At 74.2% G+C, this 18,309-nt stretch carries 17 protein-coding genes; 6 read left to right on the top strand and 11 right to left on the bottom strand.

The genetic code is table 11. The annotated features are described in order from the left end of the window. Nucleotides 1-424 precede the first annotated feature (424 nt). Nucleotides 425-991, bottom strand: a complete 567-nt coding sequence (locus PUR71_RS06305; RefSeq protein WP_329925329.1) for a helix-turn-helix domain-containing protein — start codon at nucleotides 989-991, stop codon at nucleotides 425-427. An 86-nt stretch (nucleotides 992-1,077) separates the two neighbouring features. On the opposite strand from PUR71_RS06305, the gene def reads away from it, so the two are divergent. The 3 genes from def (at nucleotide 1,078) to PUR71_RS06290 (ending at nucleotide 2,963) form a co-directional block, all read left to right on the top strand. Continuing rightward, nucleotides 1,078-1,722 carry a peptide deformylase gene (def, locus tag PUR71_RS06300; RefSeq protein WP_329925328.1) on the top strand — a complete coding sequence of 215 codons (645 nt, stop codon included), beginning with the start codon at nucleotides 1,078-1,080 and terminating at the stop codon, nucleotides 1,720-1,722. Continuing rightward, the gene (locus PUR71_RS06295) at nucleotides 1,719-2,363 is read left to right on the top strand and encodes a class I SAM-dependent methyltransferase (protein WP_329925327.1); all 645 of its coding nucleotides are present in this window, start codon (nucleotides 1,719-1,721) and stop codon (nucleotides 2,361-2,363) included. The genes def and PUR71_RS06295 overlap by 4 nt, the downstream gene beginning before the upstream one ends. Before the next feature lie 69 nt (nucleotides 2,364-2,432). Further along, the gene (locus PUR71_RS06290; protein ID WP_329925326.1) at nucleotides 2,433-2,963 is read left to right on the top strand and encodes a hypothetical protein; all 531 of its coding nucleotides are present in this window, start codon (nucleotides 2,433-2,435) and stop codon (nucleotides 2,961-2,963) included. 68 nt (nucleotides 2,964-3,031) lie between these two features. Here the strand turns inward: PUR71_RS06290 and PUR71_RS06285 are convergent, their stop codons facing one another. Then, complete coding sequence (locus PUR71_RS06285; RefSeq protein ID WP_329925325.1) at nucleotides 3,032-3,634, bottom strand: TetR/AcrR family transcriptional regulator; 603 nt, start codon at nucleotides 3,632-3,634, stop codon at nucleotides 3,032-3,034. A 145-nt stretch (nucleotides 3,635-3,779) separates the two neighbouring features. Between PUR71_RS06285 and PUR71_RS06280 the strand changes: the two genes are divergently transcribed. After that, a complete protein-coding gene (locus tag PUR71_RS06280; RefSeq protein WP_329925324.1) occupies nucleotides 3,780-4,523 on the top strand; it encodes an SDR family oxidoreductase in 744 nt (247 codons plus the stop codon). A gap of 72 nt (nucleotides 4,524-4,595) precedes the next feature. Here PUR71_RS06280 and PUR71_RS06275 read toward each other — a convergent pair whose 3' ends face one another. The 3 genes from PUR71_RS06275 to PUR71_RS06265 all read right to left on the bottom strand — a co-directional run bounded on the left by PUR71_RS06275 (nucleotide 4,596) and on the right by PUR71_RS06265 (nucleotide 8,447). Continuing rightward, on the bottom strand, nucleotides 4,596-5,228 hold the full coding sequence (locus PUR71_RS06275) for a GNAT family N-acetyltransferase (protein WP_329925323.1): 633 nt from the start codon (nucleotides 5,226-5,228) through the stop codon (nucleotides 4,596-4,598). Nucleotides 5,229-5,298: 70 nt separating this feature from the next. After that, nucleotides 5,299-6,771, bottom strand: coding sequence for an SDR family NAD(P)-dependent oxidoreductase (locus PUR71_RS06270; protein ID WP_329925322.1), 1,473 nt, complete (start codon nucleotides 6,769-6,771; stop codon nucleotides 5,299-5,301). Between the two features lie 158 nt (nucleotides 6,772-6,929). Next, nucleotides 6,930-8,447, bottom strand: a complete 1,518-nt coding sequence (locus tag PUR71_RS06265) for a carbohydrate binding domain-containing protein (RefSeq protein ID WP_329925321.1) — start codon at nucleotides 8,445-8,447, stop codon at nucleotides 6,930-6,932. Between the two features lie 428 nt (nucleotides 8,448-8,875). Between PUR71_RS06265 and PUR71_RS06260 the strand changes: the two genes are divergently transcribed. After that, a complete protein-coding gene (locus PUR71_RS06260) occupies nucleotides 8,876-9,829 on the top strand; it encodes an aldo/keto reductase (protein WP_329925320.1) in 954 nt (317 codons plus the stop codon). A 4-nt stretch (nucleotides 9,830-9,833) separates the two neighbouring features. Here PUR71_RS06260 and PUR71_RS06255 read toward each other — a convergent pair whose 3' ends face one another. From PUR71_RS06255 to PUR71_RS06240, 4 genes are all read right to left on the bottom strand, one after another. Beyond that, entirely contained in the window at nucleotides 9,834-10,439 is a 606-nt protein-coding gene (locus tag PUR71_RS06255; protein WP_329925319.1) for a GNAT family N-acetyltransferase, read from the bottom strand. A gap of 147 nt (nucleotides 10,440-10,586) precedes the next feature. Next, nucleotides 10,587-11,270 (bottom strand): nitroreductase family protein, encoded by a 684-nt coding sequence (locus PUR71_RS06250; protein WP_329925318.1) that lies wholly within the window; start codon nucleotides 11,268-11,270, stop codon nucleotides 10,587-10,589. A 128-nt stretch (nucleotides 11,271-11,398) separates the two neighbouring features. Then, the gene (locus PUR71_RS06245) at nucleotides 11,399-13,054 is read right to left on the bottom strand and encodes an ABC-F family ATP-binding cassette domain-containing protein (protein WP_329925317.1); all 1,656 of its coding nucleotides are present in this window, start codon (nucleotides 13,052-13,054) and stop codon (nucleotides 11,399-11,401) included. A 200-nt stretch (nucleotides 13,055-13,254) separates the two neighbouring features. Next, nucleotides 13,255-14,502: a trypsin-like serine peptidase gene (locus PUR71_RS06240; RefSeq protein WP_329925316.1), complete on the bottom strand. Its 1,248-nt coding sequence runs from the start codon at nucleotides 14,500-14,502 to the stop codon at nucleotides 13,255-13,257. A gap of 556 nt (nucleotides 14,503-15,058) precedes the next feature. Here PUR71_RS06240 and PUR71_RS06235 point away from each other — a divergent pair. Beyond that, entirely contained in the window at nucleotides 15,059-16,666 is a 1,608-nt protein-coding gene (locus tag PUR71_RS06235) for an ABC-F family ATP-binding cassette domain-containing protein (protein WP_329925315.1), read from the top strand. A 138-nt stretch (nucleotides 16,667-16,804) separates the two neighbouring features. On the opposite strand, the gene PUR71_RS06230 is transcribed toward PUR71_RS06235, so the two are convergent. Both PUR71_RS06230 and PUR71_RS06225 read right to left on the bottom strand, forming a co-directional pair. Continuing rightward, complete coding sequence (locus tag PUR71_RS06230; protein WP_329925314.1) at nucleotides 16,805-17,458, bottom strand: Pr6Pr family membrane protein; 654 nt, start codon at nucleotides 17,456-17,458, stop codon at nucleotides 16,805-16,807. Between the two features lie 166 nt (nucleotides 17,459-17,624). Next, complete coding sequence (locus tag PUR71_RS06225) at nucleotides 17,625-18,296, bottom strand: response regulator transcription factor (RefSeq protein WP_329925313.1); 672 nt, start codon at nucleotides 18,294-18,296, stop codon at nucleotides 17,625-17,627. Nucleotides 18,297-18,309: the final 13 nt, after the last annotated feature.

Raw genomic sequence — 18,309 nt, 5'->3', positions numbered from 1 at the left:
GGTGAGGCCGCCCGGAGGGGATGACCCGTCCGGGCGCGGACATGGCGATGTTCCCCCATGGGCAGGCAGAAATGTGGAGGAGAAGGCTGGTTACCTCGAACGAGTTAGATTGATGATTTTCGTGCGAATCAAGGGAGTTGAACGTTCCTGCTATCGACCCCCAGCAGATCGGACAGACCCTGCTGATCGTCACCCACGACCCCGACCCGGCCACCCGCTGCGCCAGTCGGCCCGTGGAGATGGCGGACGGCCGGGTGGCGCGAGAGCGCGTCCTGGAGCCCGCGGAGCGGTCGTCATGGCCGGCGCGGTGTGGCGGGCCTCGCGGGCGGAGGTGAAGCGCCGCCGGATGCAGACCATCGTGGCGCTCTGGTGTGCGTCAGCGGTTCGAGCGAGCGGCGGTACCTGATCGTGCGGTGAGCGGGCATCAGCCCCTCGTCGTCGGGCCGTCGTCGGGCAGCAGCGGGAACAGTCTGGCCACGGCGGCGACCGGCCGCGCCCCGGCGGGCCGGGCGGCCGGGTCGTGCTCGCGGCCGCGGAACCGGGCCAGCACCTGCCGGACGGCCTCCCCGACGGCCGTCAGCTCGGCGGGCGTGAGGTAGACGACGGCGCTGAACGCGTCGTCGTGCTGCCACTCGGCCGGTGCCTCGCCGCGGTGGGCGAGCCAGCGCCGGTAGCTCTCGTCCTCCAGTCCGCGGGCGAGCTCGCCGAACTCTTCCTCCGCGTCGCCGTGCTGGGGCTTCTCTCGGGGAAGGCGCCAGGGCCGTGCCCGCCCGTCGGTCGCCGGCGCCTCCTCGACGAGCCCGTAGCGGGCCAGCTGCCGCAGGTGGAACGAGCAGAGCCCGGAGCTGTACCCGAGCAGTCCGGCCGCCTCGGTGGAGGTGACGGTGCCGCGCCCGGCCAGGAGCTCCAGCAGCGCCGTGCGGACGGCGTGTTCGGGGAGCGCGCCGGTGGCGGGGGCGGTCAGGTCGTCCTCGGCTGCTTCTTCGGTCACTTTGCAAAGTCTGCTACTTTGCAAAGCCCATCGCAAACCCGGCACGTGACGACGTGTCCGCCGGGTCCCGCCCACGAGGAGCTCCGATGTCCGACCCGCGTGAACGTCCCGAGATCCTGCGGATCACCGAGATCGGCGAGCCGGTCCTGCACCGGCCGTGCCGCCCGGCCGGCCCGGCGGACTTCGGCAGCCCCGGACTCGCCCGCCTGATCGACGCGATGTTCGCCACGATGTACGTCGCGGACGGCGCCGGGCTCGCGGCCAACCAGGTGGACGTCGACCTCAGCCTGTTCGTCTACGACTGCGCCGACGACGACGGCGTCCGGCACGTCGGCCACCTGCTCAACCCCGTCGTCGAACCGCAGTCGCCCGGCCGTCGCCTCCTGGAGGACACCGAGGGCTGCCTGTCGGTGCCCGGGGCCCGGGCGGTGCTCGCCCGGCCCGCCCGTGTGGTGGTCCGCGGCTTCGACTGGCGGGGCGGCCCGCGCACGGTGGTCGGCACGGGGTACTTCGCCCGCTGCCTCCAGCACGAGAGCGACCACCTCGGCGGCGGCCTCTACGTCGACCGGCTCGCCAGGCGCGAGCGCAAGGACGTCCTGCGGCAGACCGCCGACCTGCGGGCGGGCGTCTTCGCCGAGCGGGAGGCCGCGGGCGCCCGCGCCGACTGGACGGGCCCGGCCGGGGTTTGCGCCTCGTCGTGCCGCTGCCTCGCGGCAGGATCGGCCGCGTGACCGAACCCGCCCACCTCGCCGCCGTCCGCGCGTCCTACGACGCCGTCGCCGCCGACTACGTCCGACTCGTCATCCCGCCGCAGGAGCTGGACCCGGTCTCGCGCGCGATGCTGGCCGCCTTCGCCGAGCTCGTCCGCACCTCGGGCGGTGGACCGGTGGCCGATCTCGGCTGCGGGCCGGGGCGCCTGGCGGCGTACCTGGCGGGGCTCGGGCTCGACGTGTTCGGGGTGGACGTGTCGGGCGAGATGATCCGGCTCGCCCGGCTGGCCTACCCCGGACTCCGCTTCGTGGAGGGCTCGATGGGGGCGCTGGAGCTCGCGGACGGCGGTCTCGGGGGCATCCTGGCCTGGAACTCCGTCCACCACACGCCGGCCGCGCGACTTCCGGCGCTGTTCGGCGAGTTCCGGCGCGTCCTGCGCCCCGGGGGCCGGCTGCTGCTCGGCGGCCACGTCGGGGACGGCCGCCTGCGGCCCACCGAGGCGTACGGGCACCCGGTGTCGTACGAGTCCCATCTGGTGCCCGCGCGGCGGCTCGTCGACCTGCTCGCGCTCGCCGGGTTCACCGTCACCACGCGGGTGGAGCAGCCACATCCGTCGCGCGTGGATCGTTCCTACGTCTGCCTCCTGGCGGACGCCGGATAGCTCGCGCGGGGGAGGGCGTTCGGCCGCGTGGACGACGTCCGGGCCCCGGGGCGCGGCGAGAGTGGAGCCATGGCGATCACGATTCCCCTGGGCGACACCGAACGTCCCGTGCAGCGCTGGGCCTTGTGGCTGGCGAAGGCCCTCCCGTTCGTCGTGCTGCCGCACTGCCTGTGGCGGCTCCCGTTCGCGGCCGGCTTCGAGATGGGCACCGTCGACCCGGGACGGCCGACGATGCCCTGGTGGGCGCCGGGCTACGTGGTCGGGCTGAGCGTGCTCACCGAGGCGCTGTGCCTGCTGACCCTCGGCCTGGTCGCGGGGTGGGGCGAGGTCTTCCCGCGCCGGGTGCCGTTCCTCGCGGGCCGCCGGGTGCCGCCGCTCGCGGCCGCCGGGCCCGCGGTGGTGGGCGGGCTGCTCCTGGTGGGGCTGTTCGGTCTGCAGCCGCTCGCCTGGCTCGGCGTGGTCGACGAGGTCGGCTACAGCAACGGCTGGTGGCTGGCGCTGGCCCGGGTGTGCGTCGGCCCGGCGATGCTGTGGGGCCCGATCGTGCTGGCCCTGGCCTTCGCGTACTACCGCCGCCGGCGGCCCGCGGCCGGGCGGTGACCGTCCAGCCGTCGCGCGCAGGACGTCGGACCGGCCGACTTCCCGCGCACACGTCGTGTCGCGGACCGCTACCGGGCCCCGGTGACCAGCGATTCGGCGAGCCGGTCGGCGGCGTCGGCGTCGAGCGGGGCGTGGCCGAGGAGGAAGCGGTACCAGAAGACGCCGTAGACCTGGTCCACGATCAGGTCGAGATCGGCGCCCTCGGGGAGCTGGCCGCGTTCGCGCCCGCGGGTGAGGAGCTCGCGCAGGGCCGCCCGGCGGGTCGCGGTGAAGGTCTGCATCAGGTCGGCCAGGTGGGGGTCGCGGGCGGCCTCGCGGACGAGGGCGCGCAGGGCCGAGGCGCTGGTGTCGCGCCGGGCGGCGTCGAAGGTGGTGGCGACGAAGGCGCGCAGGTCGGCGCGGAGGTCCCCGGTGTCGGGGCCGGCCACGTCCTGGTCGGCGCGGTCGGAGAGGGCGTCGAGGAGGACGGCGCCCTTGGAGGGCCACCAGCGGTAGACGGTCTGCTTGCCGACGCCGGCGGTACGGGCGATGGCGTCGATGGTGACGGGCGTGCCGTCGGACTCGGCGAGCAGGCGCAGGGCCGCGTCGAGGATGGCCCGGTGGGCGGCCTCGTTGCGGCGGCGGCCGGTGTGCGGGCGGGCGGGGCCCGGCTGGGGATCCGTCGCGTTCATCGGTCGTCCTCTCGCTCTGTCGTCCGCTCGCCCCCCGCCTCGTCCGGTCCCGGCCGGCTCGGGCTCTCCGTTGACAAGACTAGCAGTCTCGGCAATCATCTTTATCGGAACGGCTAGTCTCGACAAGTCGGAAGGAAGCACCACCATGAGCACCACGTCGGACCTCTTCGCCGGACAGCGCGTCGTCGTGATGGGCGGCAGCTCGGGCATCGGCGAGGCGGCGGCGGCCGCGTTCGCCGCCGACGGCGCGGAGGTCGTGATCACCGGACGGGACCGCGAGCGCCTGGACGCCGCCGTCGTCCGGATCGGCGGCCGGACCACCGGCGCGTCGGTCGACGCGACGGACGCCGAGGCCGTCGCGGCCTTCTTCGCGGGGGGCGGCGCCGTCGACCACCTGGTCCTCGCCGTCAGCGGCGCGGCCGGCTCCGGACCGTTCGCCCGGCTCGACCTCGCCGACCTCGCGCACGGCTTCGACGCCAAGTTCTGGCCGCAGGTCCGGGTCCTGCAGGCGGCCCTGCCGCACCTGCGGGCGGACGGCTCCGTCACGCTGATCACCGCCGCCTCGGCCCGCGCCGCGATCCCCGGCACCGCCGGACTGGCCGCCATCAACGGCGCGCTGGAGGCGATGGTGCCGCCGCTGGCGGTCGAGCTCGCGCCGCTGCGGGTCAACGCGGTCTCGCCCGGCGTCGTCGACACCCCGTGGTGGGACCGCGTGCCCGAGGAGCAGCGCAAGTCCCTGTTCGACGGCCTCGCCGCCACCACCCCGGTCGGCCGGGTCGGCCGCCCGGAGGACGTGGCCCGCGCGATCCACATGTTCGCGGCCAACACCTTCGTGACGGGTGTGGTGCTCGACTGCACCGGTGGCGCCAACCTGGCCACCGGCCGCTGAGCGGCGCCGGGCGGGTGCCGGGCGGGCGTCGGGCCGGCGTCGGGCCGGTCGTCGCGGCGGGGGAGGGGGAGGTCAGGTGCGGCGGACGAACCCGGCCATGAGGCCCCGCAGGTCCCAGCCGAGCGAGGAGTACAGTGCCCGCCCCTCCTCCGTCGCGCCGAGGGCCGCCGTCTGCGCGCCCGCGTCGAGGGCGGCGTCGCTGAGCAGCCGCATCACCGCGCTTCCGAGCCCGCGGCGCCGGTGGGCCCCGTCGGTCTCGATGCGGTCGAACACGGCGAGCGCGCCGTGCGTCCCGGTGTGGCCGCCGGCCGCGAACCGGCCGTCCGGGGTGAGGAGCCGGGCGTGCGCGACCCCGTCGCCACGCTCGACCTCCGCGGTGTAGCCGGCGGGGAGGCGGACCTCCTCGCGGCGCAGCACGGTCGTCATCATCAGCTCGTCGGCGTCGCGCTCCCAGGCCGCGCCGAGCAGGCCGAGGGTCGTCTCCGGGTCGACGAACCCCTTGATCCGCGCGAACGGCCGGTCGGCGGCGGCCGCGGCGGCCCGCACGCTCGCCCCGTCGGTGTGCAGCAGGACGTGCCGCACGGACTCCTTGCCGCGTCCGACGTCCACCCGCAGCCCCCACGGCACCTCGACCGGCGCCGGGCAGCGGCGGGCCAGGGCCAGCCCGTGCACCCAGGCGTGCGTCAGTTCGGCGTCCGGCGCCATGCGTTCCCCCCGGTGCGGCGATCTCGACCTCCCGTACCGTACCCGGCCCCGCGGCCGGGCGGACGGGCTTTCACCACGCGGCCTCCCGGTAGTCCTTGAGGAACACCCCCGACACCGGCGAGCCGGCCTCGCCCCGGACGATCGGGTCGTAGACGCGGGCGGCGCCGTCGACGATGTCCAGCGGCGTGCGGAAGCCGCGGGCGGCGATCCGGGTCTTCTTCGGGGCCGGGTTCTCGTCGGTGATCCAGCCGGTGTCGACGGCGCACATGTGCACGCCCTGGTCGGCGAGTTCGGCGGCGCTCGTGCGGGTGAGCATGTTGAGGGCGGCCTTGGCCATGTTGGTGTGCGGGTGGCCGCCGGTCTTGTTGGCGACGGCGAAGCGGCCCTCGACGGCGGTCACGTTGACGACGTAGCGGCGCGGGTGCGGGGAGGCGAGCAGGAGCGGGAGCAGGCGGTCGCAGAGCAGGGCCGGGGCCAGCGCGTTGACCAGCTGCGTCTCCAGCACCTCCGCCGGGTCGAGCCCGCCGAGCCGGGCGGACCACGAGTTGCCGGGGGCGAGGTCGGGCAGCAGGCCGGCCTCGTCGGGCAGGGCGAGCAGCCCGTGCGCCGCGGCCGGGGCGGGGTCGAGCTCCGCGGCGGGCCAGGCGGCGGTGAGCGCGGGCATCGGCCGGAAGCCCGGGGCGTGCGCGACGGCGCGGCGGTCGGCGGCGGGCAGCGCCTCGTGCTCCCCGGCGGCCAGCAGCGCGTACGACTCGGGCGGGCGGCGCAGGGTCTGCGCGGCGTTGTTGATCAGGATGTCCAACGGCCGCCCGTCGGCGCGCAGTTGCTCGGTGAGCCCGAGGACCTGGCGCGGGTCGCGCAGGTCGATCCCGACGACGGTGAGCCGCTCCCACCACTGCGCGCTGCCCTCGGCGGCGCGGAACCGGCGGACGGTGTCGTGCGGGAAGCGCGTGGTGACCGTCAGCTCGGCGCCGTCGCGCAGCAGCATGAGGGCGAGCTGGAAGCCGATCTTGACCCGGCCGCCGGTGAGCAGCGCGCGCCGCCCGCGCAGGTCGGTGCCGAGGCCGCGTCGGGCGGTGTTGTCGGCGGCGCAGTCCGGGCAGAGCATGTGGTAGAAGCCGTCGACCTCGCGGTACTGCCGCTTGCAGACGTAGCACCGGCGCGGTGTCCGCAGCTCCCCGACGGGCCTGTTCGTCAGGGCGGGCGGGGCCAGCGGGGCGTCCTCGCGCCGGTCGAGGGCGCCGGTCGCGGTGGCGGCGAGGAGCGCGGCGTCGGCGTCGCGGACGGCCTGCTTGGCCTCCTGGCGGCGGCGCTTGCGGCTCTCCATCACGAAGGAGCTGAGCTGCCGCTCGGCGTGCAGGCGGGTGCGGTCGTGCGGCGGCAGGTCGCGCAGGCGGCGCAGGGTGCGGCCGAGTGCGGCGAGTTCCTCGGCGGTGACGGTCTCCGCGGTGCTGCCGGCCTCGGCGCTCGCGGCGCACGCGGCGCCGCGGCCGGTGGCCGGGTCGTGCTGGTGGTCTTCCGTTCGTATCGTCCGGACCGTCATGTCCGCCCCCTCGTGGTCGTGCCGTGGGTCGGACTGTAACGGAGGGGCGCAGGCGATGTGACCTCAATAAAGCCGGGCTGCGGGCCGGCCGGGTGCGAACGGCGGGGGCCGGCGGCCGTGGCCCGGCCGTGGGCCCCCGCCGCGGGGGAATCGCCTGGTCAGCCCGCGTACTTCGCGAAGATCTCGGCGAACTCGTACGGCTTCTGCGGGATGTTGGTGCACTTGGAGAGCGAACCGCCGGTGCACGCGTTGGCGTCCCGGGTGGCGTCCCAGAAGGCCAGCAGACCGAGGTGGTTCTGCTGGGCGAAGGTCACCAGTTGCCGCGCGGCGGTCTGGTTGTAGATCTGGTGGTCGTCGTTCTCGCCGATCATCGGGGTCACGCCGACCATGGCCCACAGCTGCGCGTCGGCCTTCGCCGGGTACAGCGCCTTGAGCTGGCCGAACAGGGCCTGCGCGGCCTGGACGGCGGCGTTGCCGTAGTCGGTGCCGGTCCGGTAGTAGTCCATCGCCATGATGTTCACCAGGTCGACCCTCACGCCCGCGTCCCGGGCCGACTTGACGACGGCGACGCCGTCGGAGGTCAGGCCCTCCGGCAGGACGGGCAGGGTGAACGACACCCTGAGGCCCGGGTGGGCCTGCTGGAGCTTGGCGAGCGCGGCCGAACGGCGGTCGTTGGAGGCGGTGTCGGCGATCGCCGCGCCCTCGATGTCGAAGTCGACGTAGTGCAGGTCGTAGGCCTTCACCACGGCGTCGTACTCGGCGAACAGCGAGTCCACGGTGGTGCAGGCGGCGGCGAGTTCGGTGCCGCCGGCGCCGCCGAACGAGAGCTTGACGTCGCCTCCGGCCGCGCGCAGCGCGTCGACCTGGTCCTTGGCCCAGCCGGTGCGCGGGTCGTAGGCGTTGAACCAGCTGGCCTTGCAGCCGACGCCCGTGACGAAGCCCATCGTGTAGCCCTTGAGGTTCCCGGACTTGGCCATGTCGGGCATGGACGGCGTGGGCCAGGCGCCCATGTCGATGTACGGGGCGACCGGGAGGGCGACGCTCGGTGGCGGGGTGCTCGGGCCGCCGGTCGGGGTGCCGGTGGGGGTGCCGGTGGGTGTCACGGTCGGGGTGGCGGTCGGGCTGGGGCCCGTGCCGCCGGGTCCGGTGAGGGTGACGTCGTCGGCGAGGTAGGCGCCCTGCCCGTACCAGCCGTGCAGGTAGACGGTGACGCTGGTGGTGCTCGGGCCGGTGGTGAAGCCGGTCGACAGCCGTTGCCAGTCGGCGCCGCCGGGGGTCCAGGTGGCCGGGTCGTTGACGCCGTTGCCGGTGACGCCGAGGTACACGTACCGGCCCTGCACCCAGGCGCTGAGCGAGTACGTGGTGTTGGGCAGCACGCTGACGGTCTGGCCGCACTGAGCGGTGTCGCTCGCGCTCGCCGCGCCCTTCAGCGCGTAGGTTCCGCTGTGGGCACCGGAGTTGACGACGCTGCCGGTGTCGCCGGAACAGCTCCATGGGGTGAGCGAGCCGCTCTCGAAGCCGGCGTTGGCGAGCAGGTCGGTGTCGGCGGCGCCGGCGTTCCCGGCGAGGGCGGCGAGGCCGCCGGCCGCGAGCGCGGTGGCCGCGGCGAGGCTCAGCAGCTTGGTGCGGCCTGGGGACCGGCGGTGCGCGGGGGCGTCGTGGGGCGCGCTGGGCATGGGGGTGCCTCTCGGGGACGGTGGGCCGCCCGCGCCGCGGACGTGGGGGCGCGGGCGGCCGACTGGGGGCGTGGTCCGGTGCGGGGGGAGCTGCGTGGGGTGCCGAGGATCAAACTGGACTAGACCAGCTGTGCACGTCAAGCACTTCTCCGGACCGGGGAGCCCGCCGAGAGCAGGTTTTAGGACGGGCTTGAGGAGACGGCTCAGGACGGGCCCGGAGCCGGGTGGGTCAGTTGCGGCAGGGCCCGCACTCCTTCACCTGGGCGTTGTCGGGCCTGTCCGGCCCGCCCGCTCGTCCCGCCCGCTCGTCCCGTCCGGCCCGTCCCGTCCGGCCCGTCCGTGATCCGGAAGGCGCTTGACCTCGAGCGCACTCCAAGGTGGAGGCTGTTCCCCGTTGACCCACTGAGCCACCAGATCGGAGAACCGACATGCGCACCGCCCCGTTCGGACTCAACGGCCCGGAGACCGGCGTCCTCGGCCTCGGCTGCATGGGGATGACCCATGCCTACGACGTGCGGAACCGGGACGACGAGAAGTCCGTCCAGGTGATCCGCCAGGCGCTGGACCTCGGCGTCACGTTGATCGACACCGCCGACATGTACGGGCCCTACACCAACGAGGAGGTGGTCGGCGCCGCCCTCGCCGGCCCGTACCGCGAGCGCGCGTTCCTCGCCACCAAGGTCGGCATCGTCCCGGGCGGCAGTGGCCAGGGCGAGCGCAACGGGAGCCCCGAGCACGTGCGCCGCTCGATCGACGAGAGCCTGCGCCGCCTCGGCACCGACCACGTCGACCTCTACCAGCTGCACCGGGTCGACCCGGCCGTCCCGATCGAGGAGACCTGGGGCGCCTTCGCCGAGCTCGTCCGGGCCGGAAAGGTGCGGCGGATCGGCCTGTCCGAGGTGACCGTCGAGGAGATCAAGCGGGCGCAGTCGGTGCACCCGGTGGCCTCCGTGCAGTCCGAGCTCTCGCTGTGGACCCGGGACGCGCTGGCCGACGTCCTGCCCTACACCGAGGAGCAGGGCATCGCGTTCCTGCCGTTCTCGCCGCTCGGCCGCGGCTTCCTGACCGGCAGCATCTCCTCCTTCGACGAGCTGCCCGCCGACGACTTCCGCCGCAAGCTGCCGCGCTTCCAGCAGGACGCGCTCAAGGCGAACCTGGCGCTGGTCGCGAAGGTCGGGGAGGTCGCCGGGCGGATCGGCGCGACGCCCGCGCAGGTCGCGCTGGCCTGGACGCTGGCGCAGGGCCGGTACGTCTTCCCGATCCCGGGCACCCGGACCCCGCGCTACCTGGTGGACAACGTCGGCGCGGCCGACGTCGTGCTCTCGGCGGCCGACCTCGCCGAACTGGACGCCATCCCGTCGGCGACCGGCGGGCGGTACTGAACACCTAGCGTTCCATGACCCACACCTGCTGCCGTCCGGTCTCCGCCGGGGCCCGGACGGCGGCGTCGGCGATCCGCTCCAGCCGGTAGCCGAGCTTGCGCGGCACGGCCGCGCTGGCGCCGTTCGCCTGGTCGCAGCGGATCTCCACCCGCCTGATCCCGGGCAGCGTCAGCGCGGCCGAGGTCAGCGCCCCGGCCCCGGTGGTCGCGATGCCGCGGCCGACGTGCCGGGCGCTCACCCAGTAGCCGATCTCCAGCGCGCCGGGGCCGATCCGGCCGTGCAGGCCGAACGCGCCGATCACGCTGCCGGGTTCGGCGTCCAGCCCGACCAGGTACATGAAGTCGGTGCCGGCGTCCCAGGCCGCTGCCCCGGCCCTGGTCAGCTGCGCGGTCCTGGCCCGGCTCGGCGCCTCGGCCGCCCACTCCAGCCAGGGCCGCAGGTGGTCCAGGTTGGCGCGGACGGCCTTGTTGAGCGCGGTCGTGTGCGCGCTGAGCCGGCGGTGCAGCGTGACGCCGCCGGGCAGCCGCAGCAGCTCCGGGGGCCGGCCCGCGGTGGCCTCGCCCGGCGTCGCCGGGTGGTGGTCACAGGACCGTGGCTGTGCGTCGCTCATGACGGCGATTATGTCCTTGGCCGGGACCTGTCACCAGCGGAGCCCGCCGTCACCCGGAAGCGCGCGAGGCGTGCCGGCGGCGGTCCCGCGCCCGGGCGTCCGGCGGGGGCCCGCGCCGGACGCCCGGCCCTGCGTTCGTCCGGCCGGTCAGAGCCGCACGAGCACCTCGTCGAGCTCCTTGCGCCGCAGGTCCGGCACGCGCGCTCCCTCGGCCGGGTAGCCGACCGGGATCACGTACGCGGCACGCTCCTCCGCCGGGCGCTCGCACACCTCGTTCAGGAACCTCATCGGGCTCGGCGTGTGCGTCAGCGTCGCCAGCCCGGCCTGGTGCAGCGTGGCCAGCAACAGCCCGACCGCGATCCCCACCGACTCCTTCGTGTAGTACGGGCGCGGCGAGCTCGGCCCCTTGTGCACCTCGAACACGACGATCACCGCCGGCGCGTCCTCCAGGAACGGCTTGTGCCAGTCGGTGCCGATCGGCGCCAGCGCCGCCAGCCACTCCTCCGAGGCCCGGTGCGCGTAGAACTCGCGCTCCTCCGCCTCGGCGGCCTCGCGCAGCCGCCGTTTGCGCTCCGGGTCGGTGATCACCACGAACCGCCACGGCTGCACGTGGGCGCCGCTGGGCGCGGTGTTGGCGGTGCGGACCGCCCACTCGACGACGCCGTCCGGGATCGGGCGGGTGGAGTAGTCGCGGACGGTCCGGCGCCGCGCCATCACGTCGTGGAACGACCGGCTACGGGCCTCGGCCTCGTGGGCCGGCACGGCCATCGGGGTGTGCGGGACGGTCGGGTGGGACGTCTGCGGCACTGCGCTCTCTGCACTCTCAACCATGGCGGACAGCACAGCACATGACGGTTCCGCCGGGAAGAGGTCGAGACCAATCCCGGCGGAACCGCCGTGAGCCGTGAGCTGCGTGCTGCGTGGTGCGTGGTGCGTGGTGCGTGGTGCGTTCGGAACGGCTACAGCTCGTGCACCCGGCCGTCCCGGACCTCCAGACGCCGGTTCACCGCGACGGTGTCCAGCATCCGCCGGTCGTGCGTGACCAGCAGCAGCGTGCCGGTGTACGACGCGAGGGCGGACTCCAGCTGCTCGATCGCGGGCAGGTCAAGGTGGTTGGTGGGCTCGTCCAGCACGAGCAGGTTGACCCCGCGCGCCTGGAGCAGCGCCAGTGCGGCGCGCGTGCGCTCGCCGGGGGAGAGGGTGGCGGCCGGGCGCAGCACGTGCACGGCCTTCAGGCCGAACTTGGCGAGCAGCGTGCGCACGTCCTCCGGCGACAGCTCCGGCACGGCGGCGGCGAACGCCTCCACCAGCGGCTCCCCGCCGAGGCTGTGCTTGTTCTTGAAGATGTGCCCGCGCGCCTGGTCGACCTCGCCGACCACGACGCCCGAGCCCAGCACCGCGCTGCCGCCGTCGAGTTCGAGCCGGCCGAGCAGGGCGGCCAGCAGCGTGGACTTGCCCGCGCCGTTGGCACCGGTGATCGCGACCCGGTCGGCCCAGTCGATCTGCAGGTCCACCGGGCCGAAGGCGAAGTCGCCGCGGCGGGCGACGGCCGCGCGCAGGGTGGCGACGACGGAGCCGGAGCGCGGCGCGGCGGCGATCTCCATCCGCAGCTCCCACTCCTTGCGCGGCTCCTCGACCACGTCCAGCCGCTCGATCATCCGCTGGGTCTGCCGGGCCTTGGAGGCCTGCTTCTCGGTGGACTCGGCGCGCGTGGCGCGGGCCTTCTTGTCGTTGTCCCCGCCCTTGCGGCGGGCGTTGCGCACGCCGTGCTCCATCCAGTTGCGCTGCATCTGGGCGCGGGCCTCCAGCGAGGCCTTGGTGTCGGCGTACCCCTCGTACTCCTCGCGGGCGTGCCGACGGGCCACCGCCCGCTCCTCCAGGTACGCCTCGTAGCCGCCGCCGTACAGGTTGACCTGCTGCTGGTGGAGGTCCAGCTCCAGCACCTTGGTGACCGTCCGGGCCAGGAACTCGCGGTCGTGGCTGATCAGCACGGTGCCGGCGCGCAGGCCCTTGACGAAGGCCTCCAGCCGCTCCAGGCCGTCCAGGTCGAGGTCGTTGGTGGGCTCGTCGAGCAGGAAGACGTCGTAGCGGGAGAGCAGCAGCGAGGCGAGGCCGGCCCGGGCGGCCTGGCCGCCGGACAGCGCCGTCATCGGCAGGTCGAGCGACACCTTCAGGCCGAGCGAGTCGGCGACCTCCTCGGCGCGCTCCTCCAGGTCGGCGCCGCCGAGGTCGAGCCAGCGGTCCAGGCTGGTCGCGTACGCGTCGTCGGCGCCCGGGCGGCCCTCGACCAGGCCCTCGGTGGCGGCGTCCAGCTCGGCCTGCGCGGCCGCGACGCCGGTGCGGCGGGCCAGGAAGTCGCGCACCGACTCGCCGTCGCGGCGCTCCGGCTCCTGCGGCAGGTGGCCGACGTTGGCGCTCGCCGGACTGAGCCGCAGCGAACCCGCCTCGGGGGTGTCCAGTCCGGCCAGCAGCCGCAGCAGGGTCGACTTGCCGGCGCCGTTCACGCCGACCAGGCCGATCACGTCGCCGGGGGCGACGACCAGGTCCAGGTCGGAGAAGAGGGTGCGTTCGCCGTGACCGGCGCTGAGGTCCTTGACTACGAGTGTGGCGCTCATGATGGGGTCGATTCTACGGAGCCGCAGGGCCCGGGCGGAAAAGCCGCGGACCCGGGCGGGAAAGCCGCGGGTCCGGGCGGGACGCTGCGGGGCCGGCCCGACCGGAGCGGGGCGGGGCGGAAAGGCGCGGGGCGGGGCGGAAAGGCGCGGGGCCCGCGGCCGTTTCCGGCAGCGGGCCCCGCGGTGGTGGGCTCAGCGCGTCACTTGGTCTTCTTCGAGATGTAGTCCAGCGCCTTGGCCGCGACGTCGTCCAGGTACGGGCCGGCCTCCCAGGTGTTGTCCTCGCCACCGATGGAGGTGTCCGAGACCAGCACCTGCTTGCCGTCCTTCATCGCGAACCAGCCGCCGCCGCTGTCACCGCCGGTGCCGTTGCAGCCGGAGGTCAGCATGGCCGGGCGGGACGGGTCGATGGTGCGGCGGGCCGGCTTCGGGCCGTCGCAGTGGTCCAGCTCCATGCCGTCGAACGGCTTGGCGGCCGGGTAGCCGTAGCTGCTCACCGCGGTGATCTGGTCGCGCGGGGCGTTGAACCAGACCGGTACGGAGCCGCCGACCGTCTCCTCCAGCGACTTGCCGCCGCCGTCCGGGTTGGCGACCCGGATGATGCCGAAGTCGTACTGGCTCCACGGGCCGCCGCTCTCCGGGTCGGCCTCGCCGGCCCAGGTCGGCGACACGATGCCGGCGGTGGCGCCCCACTCGCCGAACGGCTCGGCCTGCGCCAGCGAGCCCTGCTTGCCGCCGCTGAGCGCGCCGTTGCTGTTGAAGGCCGGGGCGAAGACGATGTCGGTGTGCGACTTGCCGCCCTTGCCGCCGTGCAGGCAGTGGCTCGCGGTCCACACCAGGTTGCTCTTGCCCGGGTTGGCCGGGTCGGAGATCACGGTGCCGGAGCAGACGTACTCCTGGTTGCCGTCCATGAAGAACAGCTTCCCGTTGACGTTCAGGTTCTTCGCGAACGGGTGCGGGACCGGCTTCATCTGGATCAGGGACGGCTTCGGGTCGTTGCCGCCGTCGGCCGGCGGCTGGACCGGGGCCTGCGAGGTCGGCTGCGCCGGGGCCTGCGAGGTCGGCTGCGCCGGAGCGGCGCCGGTCGGGGCCGGCGCGGTCGGCTGGCCGGTGGGCTGGTTGCCCAGGCCCGGCTTGACCGGCTTGGCCTTGAGGATCTTCTGCAGGTCCCAGTAGCCCTTGACGGCCGGGGTGATGACGTTGGCCTGGGCCCACTTCTCCCAGTCCTCGGGCTTCCACTTCTTGATCTCGTCGACCGTCGGGAGCTTGATCGGCGCGGCACCCGGCTTGGCCGTGTCGCCCGCCGCGGCAGCGGTGGTGGGCGCCGCGGTCTGCGCCCCGTTCGAGCTGTCGCTGTTGTCCGGGCCGCACGCCGAGGCCAGCACCATCGTCAGCGCGACGACGGAGGCGCCCAGAGCGGCACGGGTGGTCCGGGATATCGATGACATCGTGTTCTGTTCCCCCTGTGAATGAACGCCATACGGCCCGATCCGCGGGTACGGCCGCGAGGGCCGCAGGTATGGCAGGTGAGGAGTCTGCCATGCCGCACAGGGGCGTTCTCACCTCCACCCCCCACTGCAACGAGGCTGTCACGGGATCGGCACCGGATCGGCACCTTGGCCCCGCCGTCAGGTGCGCCCGTCCCGCCGGTTCCGACGCCGGTCCGCAGGGTGGACGGAAATTCGGTTGCGGAGCGGTGCGGAGGGTCCGTAGCGTCGGGCCCGTCAGTCACCCGAACAGGAGCAGGCCGTTGAACTACTGAGGTCCCAGGACACCGCCCCGCCGCGCAGGCCGTTTCGCCGCGCGGTGTGCGTCATGGTGTGCGACCTCGGTCACGGCCCCCGTGGTTCCCCACGGCTCCTGCGGCGTTCTCCCGCTGCTCCCCGCCGCTTTCCGCGGGCCTTCCGCCGTTCTCCGCCGAGCCCTCCCGCGCCCTTCCGCACCCGCGGTGTCTCCCCGTGTTGCTCACCCCGTTCTCCACCAGCAACCAACCGGGAGGCCCACATGGCACAACCCACCACCGCCGTCCTCTGCACCGACCTCGACTTCGAGTGGCCCGACGGCACGTCCGTCCTCGACGGCTTCCAACTCGCCGTCGGCCCCGGCCGCACCGGCCTGATCGGGCTCAACGGCGCCGGCAAGTCCACGTTGCTGCGGCTGATCGCCGGGGACCTCACGCCCTCCGGCGGCACCGTCCGCGTCGCGGGCGAACTCGGCTACCTGCCCCAGGGGCTGACGCTCGACACCGCCCTGCGCGTGGACGAGGCGCTCGGCGTGCGGGCCGCCCGCGAGGCCCTGCACGCCATCGAGTCCGGCGACACCGCCCAGCACCACTTCGACGCCGTCGGCGACGACTGGGACGTCGAGGAGCGCGCCCGCGCCACCCTCGACAAGCTCGGCCTGCAGCGGCTCGACCTCGACCGCACCACCGGTGAACTCTCCGGCGGCGAAGCCGTGTTGCTTCGGCTGGCCGCCCTGCTGATGCGCCGCCCCGACGTCCTGCTGCTCGACGAGCCCACCAACAACCTCGACCGCGGCGCCCGTGAGCGGCTGTACGAGACGGTGGCCGGCTGGCGCGGCGTCATGCTGATCGTCAGCCACGACCGCGAACTGCTCGAACACGTCGACCAGATCGCCGACCTGCGCGACGGCCGGGTCACCTGGTACGGCGGCAACCACACCGAGTACGAGCGCACGCTCACCGCCCAGCAGGAGACGGCCGAGCGGCTCCTGCGCAACGCCGAGGCCGACGTCCAGCGCCAGAAGCGGGACCTCGCCGACGCCCGCATCCGGCTCGAACGCAGCGCCGGCTACGGCAGGAAGCGCTCGGTCACCCGCAACGACCCGCACATCCTCGCCGGCATGCTCAAGCGTCAGGGCCAGGAGACGGCGGGCCGGCTCACCGGCATGCACACCGAGCGCCTGGAGGAGGCCAAGCAGCGGCTCACCGCCGCGGAGGAGGCGGTCCGCGACGACGCCGAGATCCGGATCGACCTCCCGCGCACCGCCGTCCCGCCCGGGCGCACCGTGCTCACCCTGCAGAAGGTCCGGCTGCCGAACGGCGCCACCGCCCACCTCGACCTGCGCGGCCCCGAGCGGATCGCCCTCGTCGGGGGCAACGGCAGCGGAAAGACCACCCTGCTGCGCACCATCGCGGGCGAACTCGTCCCGCTGGAGGGGGAGGTCACCACGCCGGTGCCGCTGCGCCACCTGCCCCAGCGGCTCGACCTCCTGGACGACGGGCTCACCGTCGCCCAGAACGTCAAACGGTTCGCCCCCGCCGCCGGGGAGAACGCGATCCGCGCCCGGCTCGCCCGCTTCCTGTTCCGCGGCGGGCGGGCCGACCAGCCGGCCGCCACGCTCTCCGGAGGCGAGCGGTTCCGGGCCACCCTGGCCGCCCTACTGCTGGCCGACCCGCCGCCGCAACTCCTGCTGCTCGACGAGCCGACCAACAACCTGGACCTCGCCAGCGTCCGCCAGCTCACCGAGGCGCTCGCGGCCTACCAGGGCGCGCTGATCGTGGCCAGCCACGACCTGCCGTTCCTGCGCGGCCTGGGCGTCACGCGCTGGCTGGAGCTGGACGGGGAGCTGAGGGCGGTGGACCCGATGTAGGCCTCACCGCTCACCGCTCACTGCCGCTCCGCCGCCGGCCCCGGCCGGGCCGGGCTCGGGGCCGAGTCCCCGAGCCCGGCCCACTCGTCGGGCACCCCACCGGCACCCGCAGGTCCGGCGGGGTGCCCGACGTTGGCGCTACGCCTCGGTGGCGGCGGGGCGCAGCTTGCCCGCGACCTTCGTGCCCAGCCGGTCCAGGCCGACCACGGCTGCGGCGAGCACGACGAACTCGACCGTCAGCATGGCGATCTGACCCCAGACGTAGCCGTAGCCCTTGGTGGTCGGGTCGAAGAAGAAGTACGGGTACTTCAGCGGGAAGTCGGCGAACAGCGCGTTGCGGGTGAGCACGACCGCCGCGTACCCGAGCGGGAAGGCCAGCCAGAGCGGGATGTCCCGCCAGGCGGAGGCGTTGCGGGGCTTGAGCAGCAGCCAGTCCGTGACCACCATCACCGGCGTCACGTAGTGGAGGAAGAACGAGGACCAGTGCGCCAGTCTGTCCGGCCCGTCGACCAGCCCCGGCAGTGGGTTGGCGCCGTGCTGGAGCAGGACGTGCGAGACCAGCCCGGTGATGACGATGTACAGCGTGGCGGCGCCGCGCAGCCGGGGCGCGGGCGCGTCCACCGTGCCGCGCTCGAGCATCCAGTAGGCCGCGCCGATGAAGTAGCCGAGCACGATGACGTTGCTCTGCACGGTGAAGTACACCAGCGACGCGTTGCCCAGCGTCAGACCGAGGAATGCCGACAGCGCGATGCCCACGCGCCACCACAGCGCCGGGCGGGTCCGGACTGACATGCGGTCACCAGTTCGTTTCAGGCGATACGGGAGGTATCGGACGGGCAGGGGATCGAAGCACTCTACTCGCAGGTAGGGGCGGGACGAAAGAATCATTCCTGCGTGGAGGGCGCTGACCGGCCCCGACCACGCCTGACCGGTGCTCGCCGGCAGCACGAACCCCGGCTCAGCCCGGCAGCACGAACCCCGACTCGTACGCCGCGATCACCGCCTGGGTGCGGTCCCGTGCGCCGAGCTTCGCGAGCACGCTGCCGACGTGGGTCTTCACCGTTTCCTGGCTGACGACCAACTCCCGCGCGATCTCCCCGTTGTTCAGCCCGGTGGCCATCAGCCGCAGCACCTGGGCCTCGCGTTCGGTCAGCCTCCCGATCGGCCCCCGGTCCGGGGCGGGGCCGCCGCGGGCGGCCGCGGGCGCGTGGCGCAGGGCGAGCTCCCGGACGGCCGCCGGGAACAGCAGCGAGTCCCCGCGGGCGACCAGCCGCACCGCCTGCACCATCTCCTCGGCCCGCGCCCGCTTCAGCAGGAACCCGGCGGCGCCGGCCCGCAGCGCGTCGTACACGTGGTCGTCGTGCTCGAAGGTGGTCACGACGAGGATCCGCGGCGGCTCGGCCATCCCGCCGACCAGCTGCTCCGTTGCCCGGATCCCGTCGATGCCGGGCATCCGGACGTCCATCAGCACCACGTCCGGCCGTAGTTCGCGCACCAGCGGCACGACCTCGGCGCCGTCCGCCGCCTCGCCGACGACGTCGAGGTCCGGCTCGGCGTCGATCACCACCCGCAGGCCCATCCGGACCAGCCGCTCGTCGTCCGCGATCACCACGCGGATGGTGCCCGTCATCTCGTCTTCCCCG

Source organism: Streptomyces sp. SP17BM10 (genome assembly GCF_036322405.1).
In the GTDB taxonomy this organism is placed as follows: Bacteria; Actinomycetota; Actinomycetes; order Streptomycetales; family Streptomycetaceae; genus Kitasatospora.
The sequence above is the reverse complement of the archived record's forward strand: the minus strand, read 5'-3'. Positions and strand labels throughout refer to the sequence as shown.

What these genes read in the sequence shown, in the direction of transcription:
- PUR71_RS06230 (WP_329925314.1), bottom strand. Translation starts at nt 17,458, where the DNA reads ATGTCAGTCCGGACCCGCCCGGCGCTGTGGTGGCGCGTGGGCATCGCG.
- PUR71_RS06270 (WP_329925322.1), bottom strand. Translation starts at nt 6,771, where the DNA reads ATGACGGTCCGGACGATACGAACGGAAGACCACCAGCACGACCCGGCC.
- PUR71_RS06235 (WP_329925315.1), top strand. Translation starts at nt 15,059, where the DNA reads ATGGCACAACCCACCACCGCCGTCCTCTGCACCGACCTCGACTTCGAG.
- PUR71_RS06245 (WP_329925317.1), bottom strand. Translation starts at nt 13,054, where the DNA reads ATGAGCGCCACACTCGTAGTCAAGGACCTCAGCGCCGGTCACGGCGAA.
- PUR71_RS06265 (WP_329925321.1), bottom strand. Translation starts at nt 8,447, where the DNA reads ATGCCCAGCGCGCCCCACGACGCCCCCGCGCACCGCCGGTCCCCAGGC.
- PUR71_RS06275 (WP_329925323.1), bottom strand. Translation starts at nt 5,228, where the DNA reads ATGGCGCCGGACGCCGAACTGACGCACGCCTGGGTGCACGGGCTGGCC.
- PUR71_RS06240 (WP_329925316.1), bottom strand. Translation starts at nt 14,502, where the DNA reads ATGTCATCGATATCCCGGACCACCCGTGCCGCTCTGGGCGCCTCCGTC.
- PUR71_RS06290 (WP_329925326.1), top strand. Translation starts at nt 2,433, where the DNA reads ATGGCGATCACGATTCCCCTGGGCGACACCGAACGTCCCGTGCAGCGC.
- PUR71_RS06225 (WP_329925313.1), bottom strand. Translation starts at nt 18,296, where the DNA reads ATGACGGGCACCATCCGCGTGGTGATCGCGGACGACGAGCGGCTGGTC.
- PUR71_RS06250 (WP_329925318.1), bottom strand. Translation starts at nt 11,270, where the DNA reads ATGGTTGAGAGTGCAGAGAGCGCAGTGCCGCAGACGTCCCACCCGACC.
- def (WP_329925328.1), top strand. Translation starts at nt 1,078, where the DNA reads ATGTCCGACCCGCGTGAACGTCCCGAGATCCTGCGGATCACCGAGATC.
- PUR71_RS06285 (WP_329925325.1), bottom strand. Translation starts at nt 3,634, where the DNA reads ATGAACGCGACGGATCCCCAGCCGGGCCCCGCCCGCCCGCACACCGGC.
- PUR71_RS06280 (WP_329925324.1), top strand. Translation starts at nt 3,780, where the DNA reads ATGAGCACCACGTCGGACCTCTTCGCCGGACAGCGCGTCGTCGTGATG.
- PUR71_RS06260 (WP_329925320.1), top strand. Translation starts at nt 8,876, where the DNA reads ATGCGCACCGCCCCGTTCGGACTCAACGGCCCGGAGACCGGCGTCCTC.
- PUR71_RS06255 (WP_329925319.1), bottom strand. Translation starts at nt 10,439, where the DNA reads ATGAGCGACGCACAGCCACGGTCCTGTGACCACCACCCGGCGACGCCG.